The sequence below is a fragment of the Blastochloris tepida genome (genome assembly GCF_003966715.1).
In the GTDB taxonomy this organism is placed as follows: domain Bacteria; phylum Pseudomonadota; class Alphaproteobacteria; order Rhizobiales; family Xanthobacteraceae; genus Blastochloris; species Blastochloris tepida.
Window position 1 is genome coordinate 560578 of sequence record NZ_AP018907.1, and the last position, 19141, is coordinate 579718.

11 protein-coding genes are annotated in these 19141 nt (G+C 69.6%); 6 read left to right on the forward strand and 5 right to left on the reverse strand.

Features of this window, described 5'->3' with window-relative positions; genetic code table 11:
• Window positions 1–139: 139 nt before the first annotated feature.
• Window positions 140–7441, reverse strand: a complete 7302-nt coding sequence (locus tag BLTE_RS02535) for an apolipoprotein A-IV repeat region-like domain-containing protein (RefSeq protein WP_126397320.1) — start codon at window positions 7439–7441, stop codon at window positions 140–142.
• A gap of 246 nt (window positions 7442–7687) precedes the next feature.
• On the opposite strand from BLTE_RS02535, the gene BLTE_RS02540 reads away from it, so the two are divergent.
• A complete protein-coding gene (locus tag BLTE_RS02540) occupies window positions 7688–7999 on the forward strand; it encodes a hypothetical protein (RefSeq protein WP_197723258.1) in 312 nt (103 codons plus the stop codon).
• A gap of 243 nt (window positions 8000–8242) precedes the next feature.
• Window positions 8243–8623, forward strand: a complete 381-nt coding sequence (locus tag BLTE_RS02545) for an Hpt domain-containing protein (RefSeq protein WP_160140488.1) — start codon at window positions 8243–8245, stop codon at window positions 8621–8623.
• Window positions 8624–8680: 57 nt separating this feature from the next.
• Here the strand turns inward: BLTE_RS02545 and BLTE_RS02550 are convergent, their stop codons facing one another.
• On the reverse strand, window positions 8681–9229 hold the full coding sequence (locus tag BLTE_RS02550) for a hypothetical protein (protein ID WP_126397324.1): 549 nt from the start codon (window positions 9227–9229) through the stop codon (window positions 8681–8683).
• A gap of 350 nt (window positions 9230–9579) precedes the next feature.
• Here BLTE_RS02550 and BLTE_RS02555 point away from each other — a divergent pair, with 350 nt between their 5' ends.
• Together BLTE_RS02555 and BLTE_RS02560 are read left to right on the forward strand one after the other, a co-directional pair.
• Entirely contained in the window at window positions 9580–9900 is a 321-nt protein-coding gene (locus BLTE_RS02555; RefSeq protein WP_126397326.1) for a 2Fe-2S iron-sulfur cluster-binding protein, read from the forward strand.
• A gap of 215 nt (window positions 9901–10115) precedes the next feature.
• On the forward strand, window positions 10116–11168 hold the full coding sequence (locus BLTE_RS02560) for an NAD(P)/FAD-dependent oxidoreductase (RefSeq protein ID WP_126397328.1): 1053 nt from the start codon (window positions 10116–10118) through the stop codon (window positions 11166–11168).
• Between the two features lie 274 nt (window positions 11169–11442).
• Here the strand turns inward: BLTE_RS02560 and BLTE_RS02565 are convergent, their stop codons facing one another.
• Entirely contained in the window at window positions 11443–13500 is a 2058-nt protein-coding gene (locus BLTE_RS02565) for an SGNH/GDSL hydrolase family protein (RefSeq protein ID WP_126397330.1), read from the reverse strand.
• A gap of 352 nt (window positions 13501–13852) precedes the next feature.
• On the opposite strand from BLTE_RS02565, the gene BLTE_RS02570 reads away from it, so the two are divergent.
• Window positions 13853–15559 carry a methyl-accepting chemotaxis protein gene (locus BLTE_RS02570; RefSeq protein ID WP_126397332.1) on the forward strand — a complete coding sequence of 569 codons (1707 nt, stop codon included), beginning with the start codon at window positions 13853–13855 and terminating at the stop codon, window positions 15557–15559.
• 110 nt (window positions 15560–15669) lie between these two features.
• Here the strand turns inward: BLTE_RS02570 and BLTE_RS02575 are convergent, their stop codons facing one another.
• Window positions 15670–16242, reverse strand: a complete 573-nt coding sequence (locus BLTE_RS02575; RefSeq protein WP_126397334.1) for a YdbT family protein — start codon at window positions 16240–16242, stop codon at window positions 15670–15672.
• A 176-nt stretch (window positions 16243–16418) separates the two neighbouring features.
• Between BLTE_RS02575 and BLTE_RS02580 the strand changes: the two genes are divergently transcribed.
• Window positions 16419–17594, forward strand: a complete 1176-nt coding sequence (locus BLTE_RS02580) for a vWA domain-containing protein (RefSeq protein ID WP_126397336.1) — start codon at window positions 16419–16421, stop codon at window positions 17592–17594.
• Between the two features lie 111 nt (window positions 17595–17705).
• Here BLTE_RS02580 and BLTE_RS02585 read toward each other — a convergent pair whose 3' ends face one another.
• Complete coding sequence (locus tag BLTE_RS02585; RefSeq protein WP_160140489.1) at window positions 17706–19130, reverse strand: outer membrane protein; 1425 nt, start codon at window positions 19128–19130, stop codon at window positions 17706–17708.
• Window positions 19131–19141 lie beyond the last annotated feature (11 nt).

Here is a 19141-nt window from a genome sequence, read left to right on the forward strand (position 1 = left end):
TTTCTGCAGACGGTCCCGGGTCGCGCGGCTGCGCCGCTTGCCCGGGACGACGACCCCTTGTGGCAGGCGTCCCGAACGACGCTGAAACGAAAAAAGGGCGCGCCGCGGCGCGCCCTTTTCGTTTCGATCGCGCGTCCGCTCAGTCGAAGCGGCCGGCGGCGTGGGCCAGCAGAGTGTAGACCTTGCCGGTGTCGGAGGTGAGGTAGGTCTTGGTCAGCACCTGACCGCCGTCCTGCCGGGCCACCTGATCGAGCAGGCGCTCGAACTCCTCGACATAGCGGTCGACGGTGGTGCGGAACTCACCGTCGCTGCGGTAGCGGCGGCGGACCTCCTCGAAGCGCTGCTGGCCCTGCATCGTATAGAGCCGGCGGGTGAAGACGTTGCGCTCGCCGCGCTTGTAGCGCTCCCACAGATCGACCGCGGCATCGTGGTCAATCATGCGGGCGACATCCATCGCCAGCGAGTCGAGCGACTCGATGGCGTGGTGGGGCGGACGGGCCTGACGGCTCGCCGCGCTCGCCTTCGGCTGCAGCGCGGCCGGCTCCTCCTGCGAGGCGCGGGCCAGCAGGTCCGACAGCCAGCCGCTGCCGCCCGACGACGGCGCGGACGGGGCCGTGTCGATGCGCGGCGGCGCGGTGCGGGCGACCGGCGCTTCGGCCGGCGGCTCGTGGCGGGTCGACGTGCGGGTGCCGCCGCTGGCCGCCACCGCCTCGACCCGGCGCGCCGGCTCCACCACATCGACGCCGCGGCCGTGGCGGGCGACGATGTCGTTGAGGTCGCCCAGCGCCTTGATCTGCTCGGCCAGCACCCGGCGCATCGCCGCGGCGCTCTCCTGGGTCTCCTGCGGCAGTTCGAGCACGCCGCGCTTCATCTCCGTGCGCGTGGTGTCGAGTGCCGTGCGGACCTCGTCGGTCATCGCCTTCATCTCGCGCGCCAGATCGGCGAAGTGCTTGAAGCGCTGGTCGATCTCGGCGCCATAGGCCGAGATGTTGCTGGCCAGCGTCTCCAGCGCCTCGCGCCGCTGGTCGAGCGTGGCGTCGATCCGGCGGTGCGTCTCGTCGAGCGAGCCGGCGGTCGAGGCGATGATCTTGCTCTGCTCCTGGAAGCGCTGGGCGAGGCTGCCGACGTCCTTGAGGATGCCGGTGGTCGTGCCCTCCAGATGCGCCACGCGCTCGTTCAGCAGGTCGCTGGAGGCGCGGAACGCCTTGAAGCGCTCGGTGAAGGTGCCTTCGAGGTTCTCCAGGTTGCGCGTGGCGGCGGTCATCACCTGCTGCATCATCGCATTGGCGTCGCGGATGCGGTCCACCACCTGGGCGAGGTCGCCCTTCACCGTGTCGCCGGCCGTGGTCAGCTCGCCGACCGTGCTGCGGCCGATGCGGTCGAGCGCCGCGATCAGCTCGTCGCCGGACTGCGACGCGGTGCGGGCGAAGCCGGCGGCGCTGGCGGCGATCGACTCGGCGATGGCCGCGCCGCGCTGCTCCACCGCCTTCACCATGGTGTCGCTCATCCGGTCGATCTCGGTGGCGAACGAGGCGGTGCGCTCGGCGAGCGCGGTGACCAGCGTCGACGACTTGTCGTCGAGCAGGCGGGTGAGGTCGTGGGTGCGCGCGGTCAGCTCGCTCGACACCTCGCCGGCCCGGGAGCCGAGCCCGATGATGACGGCGTTGGAGCGCTCGTCGAGCAGCTTGGCCAGCTCCTCGGTGCGGGCGGTCAGTTCGCCGGTCATCGTCGCGACGCGTTCATTGAGCGTCGAGGTCATGGCGCGGGTGCGGTTGTCGAGCAGGTCGGCAAGCTCGCTGGTGCGCTGGCCGAGCGAGACGGCCACCTCCTCGGCGCGGGCGCCGAGCACCTGGACCACGGCGCCGGAGCGGATGTCGAGGGTCTTCGAGATCTGCTCGGCGCTGGCCGACAGTTCGGCGGCGACGGTGGAGGCGCTGGCGGTGAGCGCCGCGGTCATGCGGTTGGCCCGCTCGTCCAGCAGGTCGGTCAGCTCGGCGGTGCGCTGGCCGAGCGTGGCGGCCACCTCGTCGGCGCGGGTGCCGAGCGCGGCCACCAGCGTGCCCGAGCGCTCGTCCAGCATCTTGGCGAGATATTCGGTGCTGGCGGTGAGGTCGGTGGTGACGGCGGAGGCGCGAACGCCGAGCACCTGGGCCATGGCGTTTGAGCGCTCGTCGAGCAGCTTCACCAGCCCCTCGGTGCGGGTCGACAGGTCGTTGGCGACCGCGCTGACGCGGGCGCTGACGGTCGAGGCCATCGACTCGGAGCGCTCGTCGAGCAGCCTGGCCAGCTCGGCGGTGCGCTGGCCGAGGGTGGCGGCCACCTCCTCGGCGCGGCCGCCCAGCGCCTGCACCAGCGTGCCGGAATTCTCGTCGAGGATCCGGGCGAGGCGTTCGGTGCTGGCGGCCAGTTCGCCGGTGACGGCGGAGACCTGGGTGCCGAGCGCCTGAACCATGGTTTCGGAGCGCTCGTCGAGCAGCTTCGCCAGCTCCTCGGTGCGGGTGGTCAGCACGTTCGCCACCGAGGCGACGCGGCTGCCGAGCACGCTCGACATCTTCTCGGAGCGGTCGTCGAGCAGGCCGGCAAGCTCGGCGGTGCGCTGGCCGAGCGTCGAGGCCACCTCGTCGGCACGGCTGCCGATCGCCGCCACCAGCGCGCCGGAGCGCTCGTCCAGCAGCTTGGCGAGGTGCTCGGTGCTGGCGGTGATGTCGGCGGTGACGGTGGAGGCGCGGATGCCCAGCACCTGGGTCATGGCGGTGGTGCGCTCGTCGAGCAGCTTCACCAGCCCTTCGGTGCGGGTCGACAGATCGCCGGCGGCCGCCGCGACATGGGCGGTGACGTTCGACGCCATGGTCTCGGAGCGTTCGTCGAGCAGCTTCGCCAGTTCGGTGGTGCGCTGGCCGAGCGTGGCGGCGACCTCGTCGGCACGGCTGCCGATCGCCTGCACCAGCGAGCCGGTGCGTTCGTCCAGCATCTTCACAAGATGCTCGGTGCTGGCGGCGATGTCGGCGGTGACGGTGGAGGCGCGCAGGCCCAGCACCTGGGCCATGGCGGTGGAGCGCTCGTCGAGCAGCTTCGCCAGCCCTTCGGTGCGGGCGGAGAGATCGTCGGCGACCGCGGCGGCGCGGCTGCCGAGCGCGCTCGTCATCCGCTCGGAGCGCTCGTCCAGCAGGCCGGCGAGTTCGGCGGTGCGCTGGCCCAGCGTCGCGGCCACTTCGTCGGCGCGGCTGCCGATGGCCTGGACCATCGTGCCGGTGCGCTCGTCGAGCAGGCCGGCCAGCTCGGTGGTGCGCTGGCCGAGCGTCGAGGCGACCTCCTCGGCGCGGGCGCCGATGGCCTGCACCAGCGTGCCGGAGCTCTGGTCGAGCAGCCGGGCGAGTTCGCCGGTGCGGGCGGCGAGATCGTCGGTGACGGCGGCGACGCGGCTGCCGAGCACGTTCGACATCCGCTCGGTGCGCTCGTCGAGCAGGCCTGCCAGCTCGGTGGTGCGCTGGCCGAGCGTCGAGGCGACCTCCTCGGCGCGGGCGCCGATGGCCTGCACCAGCGTGCCGGAGCTCTGGTCGAGCAGCTTGGCCAGCCCCTCGGTGCGGGCGGTGAGGTCGTCGGTGACCGCGGCGACGCGGTTGCTGAGCACGGAGGTCATCGCCGCGGAGCGCTCGTCGAGCATCTTCGCCAGCCCCTCGGTGCGGGCGGTCAGATCCTCGGAGACCGCGGCGGCGCGGCTGGTGAGCGAGGCGGTCATCGTCTCCGAGCGCTCGTCGAGCAGCTTGGTCAGCTCGGCGGTGCTGGTGGCGAGATCGCTGGTGACGGCGGCGGCGCTGGCGCCGAGCGAGGAGGCCATGCGGGCCGCGCGGTCGTCCAGCAGATGGGCGAGTTCGGCGGTGCGCCGGCCGAGCGCGGCCGCGACCTGATCGGCGCGGGCGCCGAGCGCCTGCACCAGCGTGCCCGAGCGCTCGTCCAGCAGCTTGGCAAGCTGCTCGGTGGTGGTGGTCAGTTCGGTGGTGACGGTCGAGGCGCGCGAGCCGAGCGCCTGCGTCATCGTCTCCGAGCGCTCGTAGAGCAGGCGGGTCAGCTGCTCGGTGGCCGTGGTCAGTTCGGTGGTGACGGCGGAGGCGCGGCTGCCCAGCGCCTCGACCATGGAATTGGAGCGCTCGTCGAGCAGATGGGTGAGCTGCTCGGTGGCCGTGGTCAGCTCGGTGGTGACGGCGGAGGCGCGGCTGCCCAGCGCCTCGACCATGGTGTTGGAGCGTTCGTCCAGCAGCTTGGCAAGCTGCTCGGTGGTCGCCGCCAGATCGGTGGTGACGGTGGCGGCGCGGCTGCCGAGCGCGGTGACCAGCGTGCCGGAGCGCTCGTCCAGCAGCCTGGCGAGCTGTTCGGTGGTCGCCGCCAGTTCGGTGGTGACGGCGGAGGCGCGGCTGCCGAGCGCGGCGGTGAGCTTGTTCGAACGCTCGTCGAGCAGGCTCGCCAGTTCGGCGGTGCGCTGGCCGAGGGTGGAGGCCACCTCGTCGGCCCGACTGCCGAGCGCCTGGACGACGATGCCCGAGCGCTCGTCGAGCAGCTTGGCAAGCTGCTCGGTGGTCGCGGTGATCTCGCTGGTGACGGACGAGGCGCGTGCGCCCAGCACCGAGTTCATCGTCGCGGTGCGCTCGTCGAGCAGCTGGGCGAGCTCGTTGGTGCGCTGGCCGATGGCCGCCGCCACGTCGTTGGCGCGGGTTCCGAGCGCCTGATGGATGTGGTCGCTGAGGCCGACCAGCGTGCGCTCGACCACCTGGGCGTCGTTGCGCAGCGTGTTGGACACCGCCTCGATCTTGGAGGTCAGCGCGTCGGTGAAGGCGACGCCGCGGACCTCGATCGAGGTCGACACCGACTCCAGACGGCCGACGATCAGCTCCTCGAAGCGCGAGATGCGGTTGTCCATGTTGCCGGCCATCTCGACGGCGCGGGCGCTGAGCTTGCTGTCGACGATCTCGGTGCTGTCGAGCAGCAGGTCGCTGAGCTCCTTGGTCTTCTGGGTGAAGACGCCAGAGAGTTCGTGGACCTTCTGGTCGAGCAGGTCGACCGTGCCGTTGGAGCCCTCGCCGAGCGCCTTGGCGAACTCCAGCGTGCGCTGGGCCAGCGTCTGGTTGAGGTTCTGGGCGCGCGCCTCCAGCGTCTGCTCGACGCGCGAGATGCGCTGGTCGAGGGTGGCGGCGATCTCGTTGGTCTTGGCGGCGACGCGGTCGTCGAAGGTGGCGAGATTGACGCGGAAGCTCTCGCCGACGCTGTCGACGCGCTTGGACACCTGCTCCAGCAGCTCGGTGCCGTGGACCCGCACGGTCTGGTCGAAATTGGTCAGGCCGTCGCCGATCGACTTGGCCAGCACGCCGGTGTCGGTGGTGATGCGGTCGGCCAATTCGCCGCCGCGGATGGTGATGGTCTCCTCGAACGCCTTGAGGCGGGCGTTGAGCATCTCCTTCACCGCGTCGCCCTTGGCCGAGATGGTGGTGGCGAGCGTCTCGGCGGTCTCGCGGAAGGCGTCGGTGACCTTGATGCCGCGCACGCCGATGGCCTTCGACACCTCGGTGCCGACGGCGGCCAGCCGCTCGGTCAGCTCGTTGCCGCGGCCGGCGATCAGCTTGGTGACCTCGGCGCCGACGATGGCCAGCCGCTCGGTCATCTCGGTGCTGCGGCCGGCGATGGCGCGCGACACCTCGTCGCCGACCAGCGACAGGCGCTCGGTGACGTCGGCGCCGCCGGTGGTCAGCGTCTCGGCGACGCGGGTGCCGACCTCCTCCAGCTTGCGCACGACCTCGCCGCCGCGCATCGACAGATCGAGGATCAGCGTCTCGCTGGTGGACTTGAGGGTGAGGTCGACCTCGCCGGCGCGGATGGCGATCTCGTCGGCGAGCTTGGTGCCGGTGGCGACCAGCGCGTTGGTGATCTCGGCCGAACGGCTCTCCAGCGTCTCGGTGGCGAGTTGGGTGCTGGCGGTCAGCGTGCCGGCCATCTCGGCGGTGCGCTGGGTCAGCGTGTCGGCCAGCGCGGCCGTGGTCTGCAGCACGGTGGCCGAAACCGCCTCGCTGCGCTGGGCCATGGTCTCGGCCAGATCGCTGGTGACCTTCACCACATTGGCCGTCATCTCCTCGGCGCGGCTGCTCAGCGTGTCGGCCAGATTGCTGGTGGTGCGCAGCACGCTGGCGGTCAGCTCCTCGGTGCGGTTGCCCAGCGTGTCGGCGATCTCGGTGGTGGTGCGCAGCATGTTCGCCGTCACCTCGTCGGTGCGGCGGTTCAGCGTGTCGGCGAGATCGGTGGTGGTGCGGACCACGGCCGAGGAGATCTCGTCGGTGCGCGAGATCATCGACTCGGTCAGCTCGGTGGTCGCGGCGTTGAGGCGGCCGGTGATCTCGTCGATCTGGCCGCGCATGGCCGAGACCAGCTGCTCGGAGGATTCCGACAGCGTGGTGTTGACCTCGAGGCCGGTGGCGCTCAGCCGCTCCAGCAGGTCGCCGCCCTTGTCGACGATCGCCTCGATCATCTGGTCGCCGACGCGGCCCAGCGCGATGGTGATGTGCTCGCCGCGGTCGGCGAGGCTGACGGTGACGCGGTCGCCGGCTTCCTGGATCGCGGCGTTGATGCGCTCGGAGACGCCCTGCACCTCCTGGGTGAAGGCCTCGTGGGCGCCGGAAATGGTGCTGCCGATGCGGTCGGCATGGGCGATGATCGCCTCGCGCTCGGTGACCAGACGATCGACGAGGTTGCGCACGCGCATCTCGTTCTGCTCGTAGGAGCGCTCGAGCGTCGAGACCTCGTTGCGGACCATCGTCTCGAGCTCGCTGGCGCGGGCGACCGCGCGCTCGATGCCGTCATTGACGGCCGAGACCTCGCGGCGGATCGCCTGACCCAGCGTCATGATGCCGTCGGTGGCCAGCTCGCCCGGCTGGGCGAGCAGCAGGGCGACCTCGGTCATCGAGCGGGCGGTGTGGCGCAACTCCTGCGAGCGGCGGATCAGGCCGGCGACGGCGAAGAAGAAAAACACCGGCAGCACGATGCCGGCGGCGATGCCCAGAAGGTGCGGCTGGGCGGCGAGGCCGGCCTGCGAGCCGAGGGCGCGGATGTCGTTGGAATAGGCGGCCCAGGACAGGCCGCCGGCGATGCCCACCCAGGCGAGCGAGAACACCAGCGCCGCCCAATAGGGGGCAGGCGAGGGCCGGCGCTGCATGTTGGCGAGGATCTGGCCGACATTGCGCCGGTCGTCATTGGCGGCGCGGCGCGGCGCCAGCGGCCGCTCGGCCCGTTCGGGGCGCTCCGCGGGCGGGGGCAGCACAGGGGCTTCGTCGTCGATCGGCACCCGGGCCCGGAGGGGCCGGCGTTCGTCGGCATGGTCCTGCGCCATGCTCAACGCCTCTTGCACCGCCGAAAGCGCCGCTTCCGCCGGGTCCTGAATTTTCTTGGGTGCCTTCGCCATCGTCCGTCGCCTCCGGTCCGTACTCATGACCTCGACCGGCGTGCTGCCGTTCGGGCCGGGTCGGCATGCTCGCGTCCGGCCGAACACCGCCGGACGCCACTTCCAGATACCACCCGCCGCGCGCCAGGATTGCATCCTGGCTGGGAGGTATCTTAGTCCACCGCACGAGACATCCTACCGGTGCAAACTGTCAAAAGAAACCCGCCGAGGGCGCGGTTTCCGATCATCGTTAACGGATTGGTTACCATGATGACACGTCGTGACGGCGACTCGGGCCAAGCGCCCCAAGGCGTTCCAGCCGCTGGCGAAGCGCCGCGGCCGACCGAGGCGCAGCGGCGCTATCTGATGCGTGGGCTTGGCCAAGCCGGTGGAAAACTCCCGCTGTTCGACGCCGACGGCCGGGAAGTCCCGCACAAGACAATCGAGGCGTGCATCGCGCACGGCTGGGCGGAGCGCTGGATTGCCAATCCGGTCAAGCCCGATTGGCTGGTCTGCCGGCTGACGGCGGCGGGCTATCGCGTGCTGGGCGCGGAACCGCCGGCCGGGGCGCAGACTTGAGCGTCCGGCGAGGCTCTGTCGCGGGGAGGGGGGCTTTTCGGGGCTTGCTTCGGGGGGCTTGCTTCGGGGGTCTTGCGCCGCCGCGTTAAGGCCCCATTTGGCAATCTATCGTATAAGGGAAATCCCTGCAGGCCGTTTCCGATGCCGACCCCCGAGCCGCCTTACCATTCCCATCACTCAGCTTGCCCGCACGCCTTCCTCCCCCTGAGTACTCTCTGCGAGTATTCCTCCCCAGGACGCACCATGGACACAGCCATTCTGGAACTGCCGAAGTCGGCAGCGGCGGCCGACCGGCCGGTCGATCTCGTGCATCTGTCGCGGGTCACGTTCGGTGACCGGGCGCTGGAGCGGGAGGTGCTGGGGCTGTTCCTGCGGCAGTCGGCCATCCAGCTCGACCGGCTGAAGGAGGCGCGCACGGTCCAGACGTTCGGCGCAGCCGCCCACACGCTGAAAGGGTCGGCCCAGGGCATCGGCGCCCGGCAGGTGGCGATGGTCGCGGCCGAGGCCGAAGCGCTGGCCGCCCGCCACGACACCGCCGAGGTGTTCGAGGTGCTGGCGCGGCTGGAGGCGCGGGTCGTCGAGTGCCGCCTCTACATCTCGCAGCTTCTGTCGAACGGGGCGTGATCCGCCGCCCGGCCGGGCGGCCGGGGTCATCGGGTTTTTGGGACACCGGAAACCGCATCACGACAGCCTGCGGGCGCAGGCGCTGTCCGCCGGGCGCGGCGCCCGGCAGGGCGTGCACGGGGCGCGCCCCAGGCGCTCCAGCGCGACCGCGATGCCTTCGGCGAGCAGGCGGGCCTCGGTGAGGGCAATGGCCGCCGCCGCGCGGTCGGCCGGGGCGTGCGCGCAATCCGCCGCCACCCGGACCGCGGCCGGGCCGAACACCGCCGCGAGTTCCCCCGCGACCCGGGCCGCAGCCTTGAACAGCGTGCGAGTGTCGTCGACGTCGAGCGTGTCGCGCACGCCGGCCAGGAGCCGCGCCAGCATGCGGGTGCGCAGCAGCAGGGCCTGCGCCTCGCGCTCCTCGATGGTCGCGGCCAGGTGGGCGGACAGGCCGCCGAACGGCGGCCGCGCCTGCGGCGATTGGCTCTCCACCAGGCACATGGCGGTCTCGAAGGCATAGCCGCCGGTGGCCGGAGCCGGGGACTTCATCACGAGGTCGGCCAGCAGTCCGGCGAAGGCCGGGGAGGCGAACTCCCGGAGGAGTTGTTCATTGGGATGCAATGACATCTGAAATACCTTTCAGTCGATTGGGGGGATGCGGTTGATCGCATCGATTGGCGCGACTATGCGCCAGAGCCGCTGACGGGAGCCTGTCCGCCGCCGTCAGCGTTCCGTCATCCTGGGCGTGGCGAAGCGGACGGCGCGAGACGGTTTCCGGCTGATCCGTTCGGGATTCCGGGGACGGTCTTGCCGAAAATCCCTGATCGGAATGGGATTTTCTGGCGATAGACCTGCGAAACGCCGGCCTGATCGGCCGGATTTCGTATGATGGTCGGCAATGACGGGGGCTTGGCGGCCCAGTTGGGACCGCCTATAAGGCGCGACCGCGCGTTTGCCCAATAATTCAGCGTTCTGCCATGCCCAAAATCACCTTCATCGACCCCACCGGGACGGCTCACACGGTCGAGGCCGAAATCGACTCCACCGTGATGGAAGGCGCCATCAAGAATGGCGTGCCCGGAATCGAAGCCGAATGCGGCGGGGCCTGCGCCTGCGCCACCTGCCACGTCTATGTCGACGAGGCCTGGCTGGAGCGGACCGGCGAGCCGGTGGCGATGGAGCAGGACATGCTCGACTTCGCCTTCGACGTGCGCGCCAATTCGCGCCTGTCGTGCCAGATCAAGGTCACCGAGGAGCTCGACGGGCTCGTCGTCACGGTTCCCGACAAGCAGGGCTAGGACCTTCGCCTCCGCAGGAGCGGCGTGCGCCCCTGCGCAGAGTGCTCTTGAGTTCTCGCACTCTCTGCCGCACAACCTTGTCCCGCCTGTGCGGGAGAGCGCTCAAGCTCTTCGGTTGTCGCAATCCCTGTCGCCAAGCCGGTTTTCACGGTCGCGACAGGCTGCTCCCAACGAGGCCGCATCCCTGTCCGTCCCCAGTTCCGAGAGGTTCGACCATGCTGGACCCCACCGCCGCGCCGGGCGGCGACGTCATTGAAACCGATGCCCTGATCATCGGGGCCGGGCCGGTCGGCCTGTTCGCGGTGTTCGAGCTCGGCCTGCTCGACGTCAAGGCGCACCTCGTCGACATCATGGACAAGGTCGGCGGCCAGTGCTCCGAGCTCTATCCCGAGAAGCCGATCTACGACATTCCCGGCTATCCGGAGATCAGCGGCCAGGAGCTGGTCAACAAGCTGATGGAGCAGATCAAGCCGTTCGGGCCCACCTTCCACCTCGGCGAGATGGTGGAGAAGTTGAAGCACCGGCCCGAGGGCGGCTTCGAAGTGGTGACCGACGGCGGCAAAACCTTCCACGCTAAGGTGGTGGTGATCGCGGCCGGCGGCGGTTCGTTCCAGCCCAAGCGCCCGCCGATCCCCGGCATCGAGCACTATGAGGGCACCAGCGTCTTCTACTCCGTCAAGAAGATGGAGGCGTTCCGCGGCAAGAAGGTGCTGATCGTCGGCGGCGGCGATTCCGCGCTCGACTGGACGCTGAACCTGCAGCCCTTGGCCGAGCGCCTGACGCTGATCCACCGCCGCGACGAGTTCCGCGGCGCGCCCGACAGCGTCAAGAAGATGCGCTCGCTGGTCGAGGCCGGCGCCATGGATCTCAGGATCGGTCAGGTGCTGAACATCCGCGGCGAGGGCGGCAAGCTGGAAGCGGCGATCTGCCGCGACAATGCCGGCGCCTCGTTCGAGATCGAGACCGACACCATGCTGCCGTTCTTCGGCCTGACCATGAAGCTCGGGCCGGTGGCGCACTGGGGACTGGAGCTGCACGACCATCTGATCCCGGTCGACACCGCGTCGTTCGAGACCTCGGTGCCCGGCATCTTCGCCATCGGCGACATCAACACCTATCCCGGCAAGCTGAAGCTGATCCTCTCCGGCTTCCACGAAGGCGCGCTGATGGCCCAGAAGGCGGCGCGCTACGTCTATCCGGACAAGCGGATGGTGTTCCAGTACACCACCTCCTCGACCAGCCTGCAGAAGAAGCTCGGCGTCAATTGACGCCGGGCTGACCTGAAAAGGTGATTTGAGGACACGGCTGGTGGGGCGGACCGGCGTCAGCGTATTCCGCCACTCCGGCGTCCCGGCTGATCCTGGCGGAATACGCTGACGCTATTCCGCCCCAAGGTTTTGCTTGTGCCTCGTCATCCCGGACGGCGCGGAGCGCCGAGCCGGGATCGTCATCCGGAAACGGCATCCCCTTCCTGAGAACGGTCCCGGCTCGGCACTGCGTGCCGTCCGGGACGAGGATCTCACCCCCGCCAGTGTCGCCCCGTCACTGCACCGGCGCAGGCGGCAGAGCTGCCGCCGGCGGAGGAATCGGCTCGGCGAGGATCGCCGGCGGGGCGGAGAGGCCGAGCAGGCGGCGGGCCGCCGGCATGGCGGCATCCGCCATCGCCGCGTGGCCCTCGGCGGTGGGATGGATGGCGCCGCCATAGACGGCCGTCTTCAGCCCCCACAGGCCGTCATGATTGCTCTGGGGCGCCTGCAGCACGCCATACGGGAAAGTCATGGCGGCGAAGTATGCGTCGTTGGGGGTGCGGATCCAGCGCGCCCGCGGCGCATAGGGACGGTAGTCGGAGGGGCTGCAGCCATCGGTCATCGGCTGCTCCAGCGCGTCGCTGTCGGCGCGGAAGCTCTTGCCGTCCTTGCGGAAGCAGGCGACGTCGAAGTCGGGCTCGCTCACCGTCGGGTCGGCCGGCTCGGTGGCGCAGAAGCCGGCGCGGGCGAACGCCTGATCGTGGCCGTCGACATAGGTCATGCGCTCGGTCTCGGGATCGACGCAGCCGCCGCCGGCATTGCAGCGGGCGAGCTGCTCCAGCTTGGGGAAGAAGCTTCTGGTCACGAAGTCGGAGACCGACTGCAGCCGCGGCGCCGAGACCTCGAAGGCGGGGTGGATGTCCATGCCGTGGCGGCCGCCGCCGCAGGCGCGGCCCGGCGCCTCAAGGGCCGGGTGGCCGTAGCGGACATAGACCACGTGGTCGAGCGAGCCGCCGAGCAGCGGCTTCAGCGCGGCGCGCAGCTTGCGGAAATTGGCCGGAAGCTCCTTCTGCAGCGTGGCGGCGGCCTCCTTGGCGGTCTTGATCATGCCGAAGCGGTTGAGCACGTCGTACTCGTCCTCCTTCTGGTCGACCATGATGCCGGCGACCATCGGCGAGAAGCCGATGTCGTTGGCGCCGATGGTGAGCAGGAGCAGGTCGAGGTCGCGCTCGGGCGCGAGCTGGAGGTAGCGGCCGAGCTGGGCGATCTGCGGCGGCACGCTGGTGACGCATTTGCGCTGGCCTGCCGCCTGCTCGCAGGCCTTGGCGAAATCGCGGATCGGCTGGCTGCCGAGCAGTCCCTCGTCGATCTGGGCGCCGGTGCAGGCGAGCGGCAGGAAGGTGATGGCGACGTGCGGGTTCTCGACCGCCAACGCCAGGGCGGTGCGCACCTGATAGCCATAGAGCGAGCGGTGGCAGGCCGGGCTCATCCAGTCGGCGCCGGCGCGCGCCCATTCGGCCTGGGCGGATCCCTGGGCGGTGGGCGCGGCGTCGCGGACCGGCGTGGTGGGGCCGCAGTCGCGCATGCCGCGATAGTCGCGCCGCGACGGGCGGAAGTATTCGGAGAAGGTGCCGCCGAGCAGGCGGCGGTAGCAGAAGCCCTTGTCGGACAGCATCACCGGCGAATCCGGATTGCCCTCGCCGGAGGCGATGGAATCGCCCATGCCGGCGACCAGCAGGTCGCGCACCTCCAGATCGGATTCCAGGATGGCGACCACCTCCTCGCCGCGCTGCACCGTCACCGACACCTTGGTGCCGATGCCGGCGGCGAGGTCGTCGATCACCTCCGCGCTGCAGGGCAGGTCGAACTGGCGGCCGGGCGGGGCGGCGTCCCACAGCGTCCAGCGGCAGGCGAGGCCGGGCTCGGCGGGAATATTCCGCAAGGTGAGGCCGACGCGGTGGTCGCGCGGGTTGAGGGTGCTCTCGGCCTTCCGGCGGTCGCTTGCCGGCTTGCCGGTGCGGGGCGCCTCATAGGTGCGCTCGCAGCGGTCGAGCAGCGTGCTGGTGACCGGGTCGACGCAGAGATTGTGGACCATGTCGCGCGCCCAGCCGAAGCCGTCGGTGCCGCGCGCCAGCTTGCGCTCGACGGCGAGAATGGTGCTGCCCGGCCCGTGGGCGACGGCGTGGGTCTGGAAATCCTGCTCGTTCTTGAACAGCCGGAAGCGGTTCTTGACCTGCCAGTCGATGCAGGGCTCGGCCGACTCGGCGGTGCACGTTTGTGCACGCGCCGGCGTCGGCGTCAGCGCGGCAGCAAGCGGCAAAAGAAGCGCGGCGAGCGCGAGGGGGGCGCGCATCGGATGATCCTCGTGACGGTGTCGGGTCGAAATCGGGTCAAGCCAAAGGTCGGGGGCGGCTTCGCCCGGACGGGTGTTGATTGACCGACGCTCGGGGCGATTTTGCGGCGGCGCGGCAGCACGCAGGCCGGGAAGTTGTTCTGCAGGCAACCAATCGATGTTGCGCCGCGAAATACGTAAATTCACCACGCGAAATCTACATAGCAGTAAGTTTTAATCCGTAGTGCGTAAGATAGTAACGGCTTATTTAAAGATCTCGGGCAGCTTTTCTTAGCGCAACCCCAGTCGATGCAGAGTGGCCGGTCGTGCGGCCCAGGGGTTCGGGGCAGCCGCGCGCCGGTTGGAGACGGACATGAATTTCCTGGCCCACTTCAGGATCCTGACCAAGCTGTTCGGGATCATATTGATCCTCGGCTCGGTGGCAGGCGCCATCACCTATCTCGGCATCTCGTCGCTGAGTTCGCTCAATGACGCCACCGACCAAATGGAGGCTGCGGCAGGGCAAGCACTCGCGGCGCAGCAGCTGACAAACAATCTGCTGGCAGTGAACCGCGCCGAGTTCCGCATCGCCGCCGATCCGCGCGCAGAGAACTACAAGGAGGCGCGCCAAGCCATCGACCAGGAACTGGCGAAGTTCCGTGAACGCTTCGATGAGCTGAACAAGAATATCATCGGCGCCGAACGCGCCAAGCTGGAGGCCGTGCGCGCCAAGTTCGAGGAGTATCAGCGCGAGCTGCAGGGCACGTTCCGGGCGGCGGAAGCGGTCAAGAACTTCCAGATGACCGACGAACTCATGCGGCTGCGCGACGAAGCCTTCTCCAGCCGCAAGCTGGCCGAGGAGACCCGCCAACTGATCGCCACTCTTGCCGCCGACCTCGACAATATCGTCTCAGATGAATCCAAGCAGGCGACCGAGGAATATCTCGCCGCCAGCCGGCTGATGCTGCTGCTCGCCGGCATCGGCATCGCGCTCGGTGTGCTCGCCGGCTTCGTCGTCGGCCAGTTCGGCATCGTCAAGCCGATCCGCGATCTCGTCGCCGCGCTGCAGCGGCTCGCCAGTGGCGACTACAGCTTGGAGGTGCAGGGCGCCGACCGCAAGGACGAGGTGGGCGAGGTGGCCCGGACGGCGCGGGTGTTCCGTGAGAACGGCCTGGCGAACCAGCGCATGCAGCAGGAGCAGAAGGACGCGGAAGCCCGCGCCGCGGCCGAGAAGAAGCAGGCGATGCACCAGCTGGCCGAGAGCTTCGAGCGGGCGGTCGGCGGCATCATCGGCGCGGTGTCGAGTGCCTCCTCCCAACTCCAGGGCGCGGCGCAGACCATGTCGGCGGCGGCCGAGCAGACCAACCGCCAGTCGGTGGCGGTGGCCTCGGCTTCGGAGGAAGCCTCCTCCAACGTCCAGACCGTGGCCTCGGCGGCGGAAGAGCTTGCCACCTCGGTCGCCGAGATCGGCCGGCGGGTCAATGAATCGGCCGCCATCGCCGCGGAGGCGGCGCGCGATGCCGACGCCACCGCCCAGAAGGTCAGCCGGCTGTCGCAGGCGGCGCAGAAGATCGGCGACATCGTCGGACTGATCTCGACCATCGCCGGCCAGACCAACCTGCTCGCGCTCAATGCCACCATCGAGGCGGCGCGGGCGGGCGAGGCCGGCCGCGGCTTCGCGGTGGTGGCGAGCGAGGTCAAGAGCCTTGCCGACCAGACGGCGAAGGCCACGGCCGAAATCTCGGCGCAGATCGAGGAGATCCAGGCCTCGACCGCCGACTCGGCGCACGCCATCGGCCAGATCACCGAGATCATCCGGCGGATGAACGAGATCGCCACCACCATCGCCTCGGCGGTGGAGGAGCAGGGGGCGGCGACCACCGAGATTGCCCGCAACGTGCAGCAGGCCTCTGCCGGCACGGCGGAGGTGTCGAGCAACATCACCGGCGTCACCAAGGCGGCGTCCGACTCGTCGGCGGCATCGTCGCAGGTGCTGGCCTCGGCCGGCGACCTCGCCACCCAGTCGGGGGTGCTGCAGCAGGAGGTGGCCAAGTTCCTCGCCACGGTGCGGGCGGCTTGATTGGGTTTCCGGGTGATCCCTTCGGGATCCCGGAAACCGTCTCGCGCGATCCGGCACAGCGAAACGTTCGGACGGCCGCGGGCTCCCCGCGGCCGTTTCCGTCTCCAGCCCTATCCCTGCATCAGATGCGGGGCTTGGAACGAATAGGCCACGGCGATGCGGCGGGCGACGTCCTGCGGATCGGCAAGGCCGCCCAGCACCAGCTCGGCGCCCGACTGCGAGCCGTCGATGATGGTGAGGCTCACCGCGCCCGAGCCGTCGCGCTGGCGCACCATGTCGATCCAGGCGATGCGGTCGGCGGCGGTCGCCTCCAGCTTGGGGATCGCGCCGTCGCGCAGCACCAGGATGCGGCGGTCGGTGAGGCCGTAGACCGTCTCGCCGGCCCGCCGCCACACCCCGAACGCCAGCATGCCGATCAGCGCGGCGCCCACCAGCAGCGACAGGCCGGCGACATAGGCCGGGCCGCCGCCAGTGCCGAGCGCCAGGATGGTGCCGAGCGGCACGGCGATGGCGCCGAGCCACAGCGGCACCATGAAGCCGCGGTCGCGCACCACCGACCACGGGTCGGGCCGGTCGGCCCACAGCAGACGCTCGCCGGGCTCCAGATGGTCGAACAGCCGGGCGGCCGCGGCGCGGTTGCCGCTGGCCGGCGCCCTCGGGGCGGGAAAAGGCACCACCACCATCGCGTGCTCGCTTGTCTGTTCGCGTCCGCGTCCATCGGCGGCGCGGCCACCGGCCGGCGCCACGGTGCGACGGGGCTCGCGGCCTTGTCAATCGCGCCCGCCACCGACTGCGGCATCGCGTTCCGGGCGGTGGCGCCGGTGCGGCATGATAATATTGCCGGAACAGGGGGTGGCCGATGTTCGTCAGCTTCTTCTACGACCTCAAGGCGGCCGGCGTGCCGGTGACCTTGCGCGAATATCTGACGCTGATGGAGGGGATGGAGCGCGACGTCGCCGGCCGCCGGGTCGAGGACTTCTATTACCTGTCGCGCGCCGCCCTGGTGAAGGACGAGCGCAACCTCGACAGGTTCGACCGGGTGTTCGCGCACGTCTTCAAGGGGTTGGAGACGGTGGCCGATGCCGCCACCGCCGAGATCCCGGCCGAGTGGCTGAAGAAGCTCGCCGAGAAGTTCCTGACCGAGGAGGAGAAGGCGCAGATCGAGGCGCTGGGCGGCTTCGAGAAGCTGATGGAGACGCTGCGCCAGCGGCTCGCCGAGCAGACCGAGCGCCACCAGGGCGGCAACAAATGGATCGGCACCGCCGGAACCTCGCCGTTCGGCGCCTATGGCTACAATCCGGAGGGCGTGCGCATCGGCCAAGCCGAAAGCCGCCACCGCCGGGCGGTCAAGGTATGGGACCGGCGCGAGTTCAAGGATCTCGACGGCGACGTCGAGCTCGGCACCCGCAACATCAAGATCGCGCTGCGGCGCCTGCGCAGGTTCGCCCGCACCGGGGCGGCCGACGAGCTCGACCTCGACGAGACCATCCGCGGCACGGCGCACAAGGGCTATCTCGACATCCGGCTGCGGCCCGAGCGGCACAATGCGGTCAAGGTGCTGCTGTTCTTCGATGTCGGCGGTTCGATGGACTGGCACGTCTCGGCCACCGAGGAGCTGTTCTCGGCGGCGCGGACCGAGTTCAAGCATCTCGACTATTTCTACTTCCACAACTGCCTCTATGAGCGGGTGTGGAAGAACAATGCCCGCCGCTACCAGGAGACCATCCCGACCTGGCAGGTGCTGCACACCTTCGGCGCCGACTACAAGGTGATCTTCGTCGGCGACGCCTCGATGAGCCCCTACGAGATCAGCGCGGTCGGCGGCTCGGTCGAGCACATGAACGACGAGCCGGGGCGGGTGTGGCTGGAGCGGGTGTTCGCCACCTATCCGCACGCGGTGTGGCTCAACCCCGTGCCGCAGGCCCACTGGGACGTGACGCCGTCGACCCGGACGATCCGCCAGCTCATCGGCGGGCGGATGTTTGCGCTGACGCTCGAAGGGCTCGACGGGGCGATGCGCGAACTCAGCCGGTGAGGGGGGGCGTGATACGGTTCTCCGGCTTGATCAGCCGGAAGCCGTATGAAACGGCAACGGGCCGGCGCAAGGCCGGCCCGCTGGCAGTCGTTGGGCGGAGGAAGTTCGAAATCAGTATTTGGCGACCACCGGCGCGGGGGTGGGATTGAACTTGTAGGACACGCGCGCCAGCACGCTCGAGAAGCTCAGGTCGTTCTCGTAGGACATCCAGCCGTCGGGGCGGGCGTCGCCGCCGTACTTCTGGTCGCCGAGGTCGTAGTAATTGTATTCGACGCCGACCAGCCAGTTGCCCCAGGCATATTCGAGGCCGCCGCCGAGGGTCCAGCCGACGTGATCGTTCTTCTCGGAGAAGGAGAACGTGTCGCCGCCCCAGCGGATCGACGCCGTGCTCTCGGCCTGACCGAAGGCGGTGCCGCCCTTGCCGTAGAGCTGCCAGGGGCCCCAGGTGTAGCCCAGGCGCAGCGTGGTGGTGGCGATCCAGTTCAGCTCGCTGGACACCGACGCGCCCGCGCCGGCCACCAGCAGATCTTCCGGCACCTCGCCGCTCTTCTTCAGGCCGGTCCAGGCGAAGGTGCCTTCCGTGCCGAGCACCCAATTGCCGATCTGGCCCATATAGCCGATCTGGACGCCGAACAGGCCGCCATCGAAGTCGAAATCGCGGCTGCCGCCGCCGCCGACGAGCGAGCCGGCATACAGCGTCTGGTCGCTGGTGCCCCAGGCATAGCCGCCCTGCAGACCGAGATAGAGGCCGTTCCACAGCCCGCCCGGGGTCGCCGGGCCGAGGAGGGCGGCGGCGAGCGGGTTGCCGCCGGCGCCGAACTTGTAGGACAGCCGGGCCAGCACGGTGGAGAAGGCGATGTCGGCGGTGTAGTCGGCGAACGACGAGGCGACGCCGCCGCCGTAACGCTCATCGCCGAGGTCGATGTAGTTGTATTCGAGGCCGAGGATCCAGTTCGGCGCCAGCGCGTATTCGGCGCCGAGGCCGAGAGTCCAGCCGATATGATCGTTGGTCTCGCGGAAGTAGCGCGAGCCATTGTCGTTGGTCAGCGTGCTCTTGACCTCGCCATAGGCGACACCGCCCTTGCCGTAGAACAGCCACGCGCCGCTGGCGAAGCCGAGGCGGGCGACGAAGGTGGAGACGTTCTCGATCTCGGTCTTGTAGGTCGCGCCGCCGAAGCCGTTGAACACCGCGGTGTCCTTGCCCTCGATGCCCGACCACGCGGTGGTGCCTTCGAGGCCGAACACGACATTGCCGACCTGCCAGTTCCAGCCGGTCTGGAAGCCGAACAGCCCGCCGTCGATGTCATGGTCGAGGCTGGCGCCGGCCGGCGCAAAGTGTTCGTAGAACGGGTGCGGGTCGAACTGGTTGTCGGCGCTGCCCCAGCCATAGCCGCCATTGAGGCCGATATAGCCGCCGGTCCAGCTCCAGGCCGGCGCCATCACCTCCGGCGACTTGGCGAGCCGAAGATCGGCAGCGGCCGCTGAACCGGCGAGCCCCACCACGCACATCAAACCGCCGATCACCACTCGCTTCATGGCACTGCCTT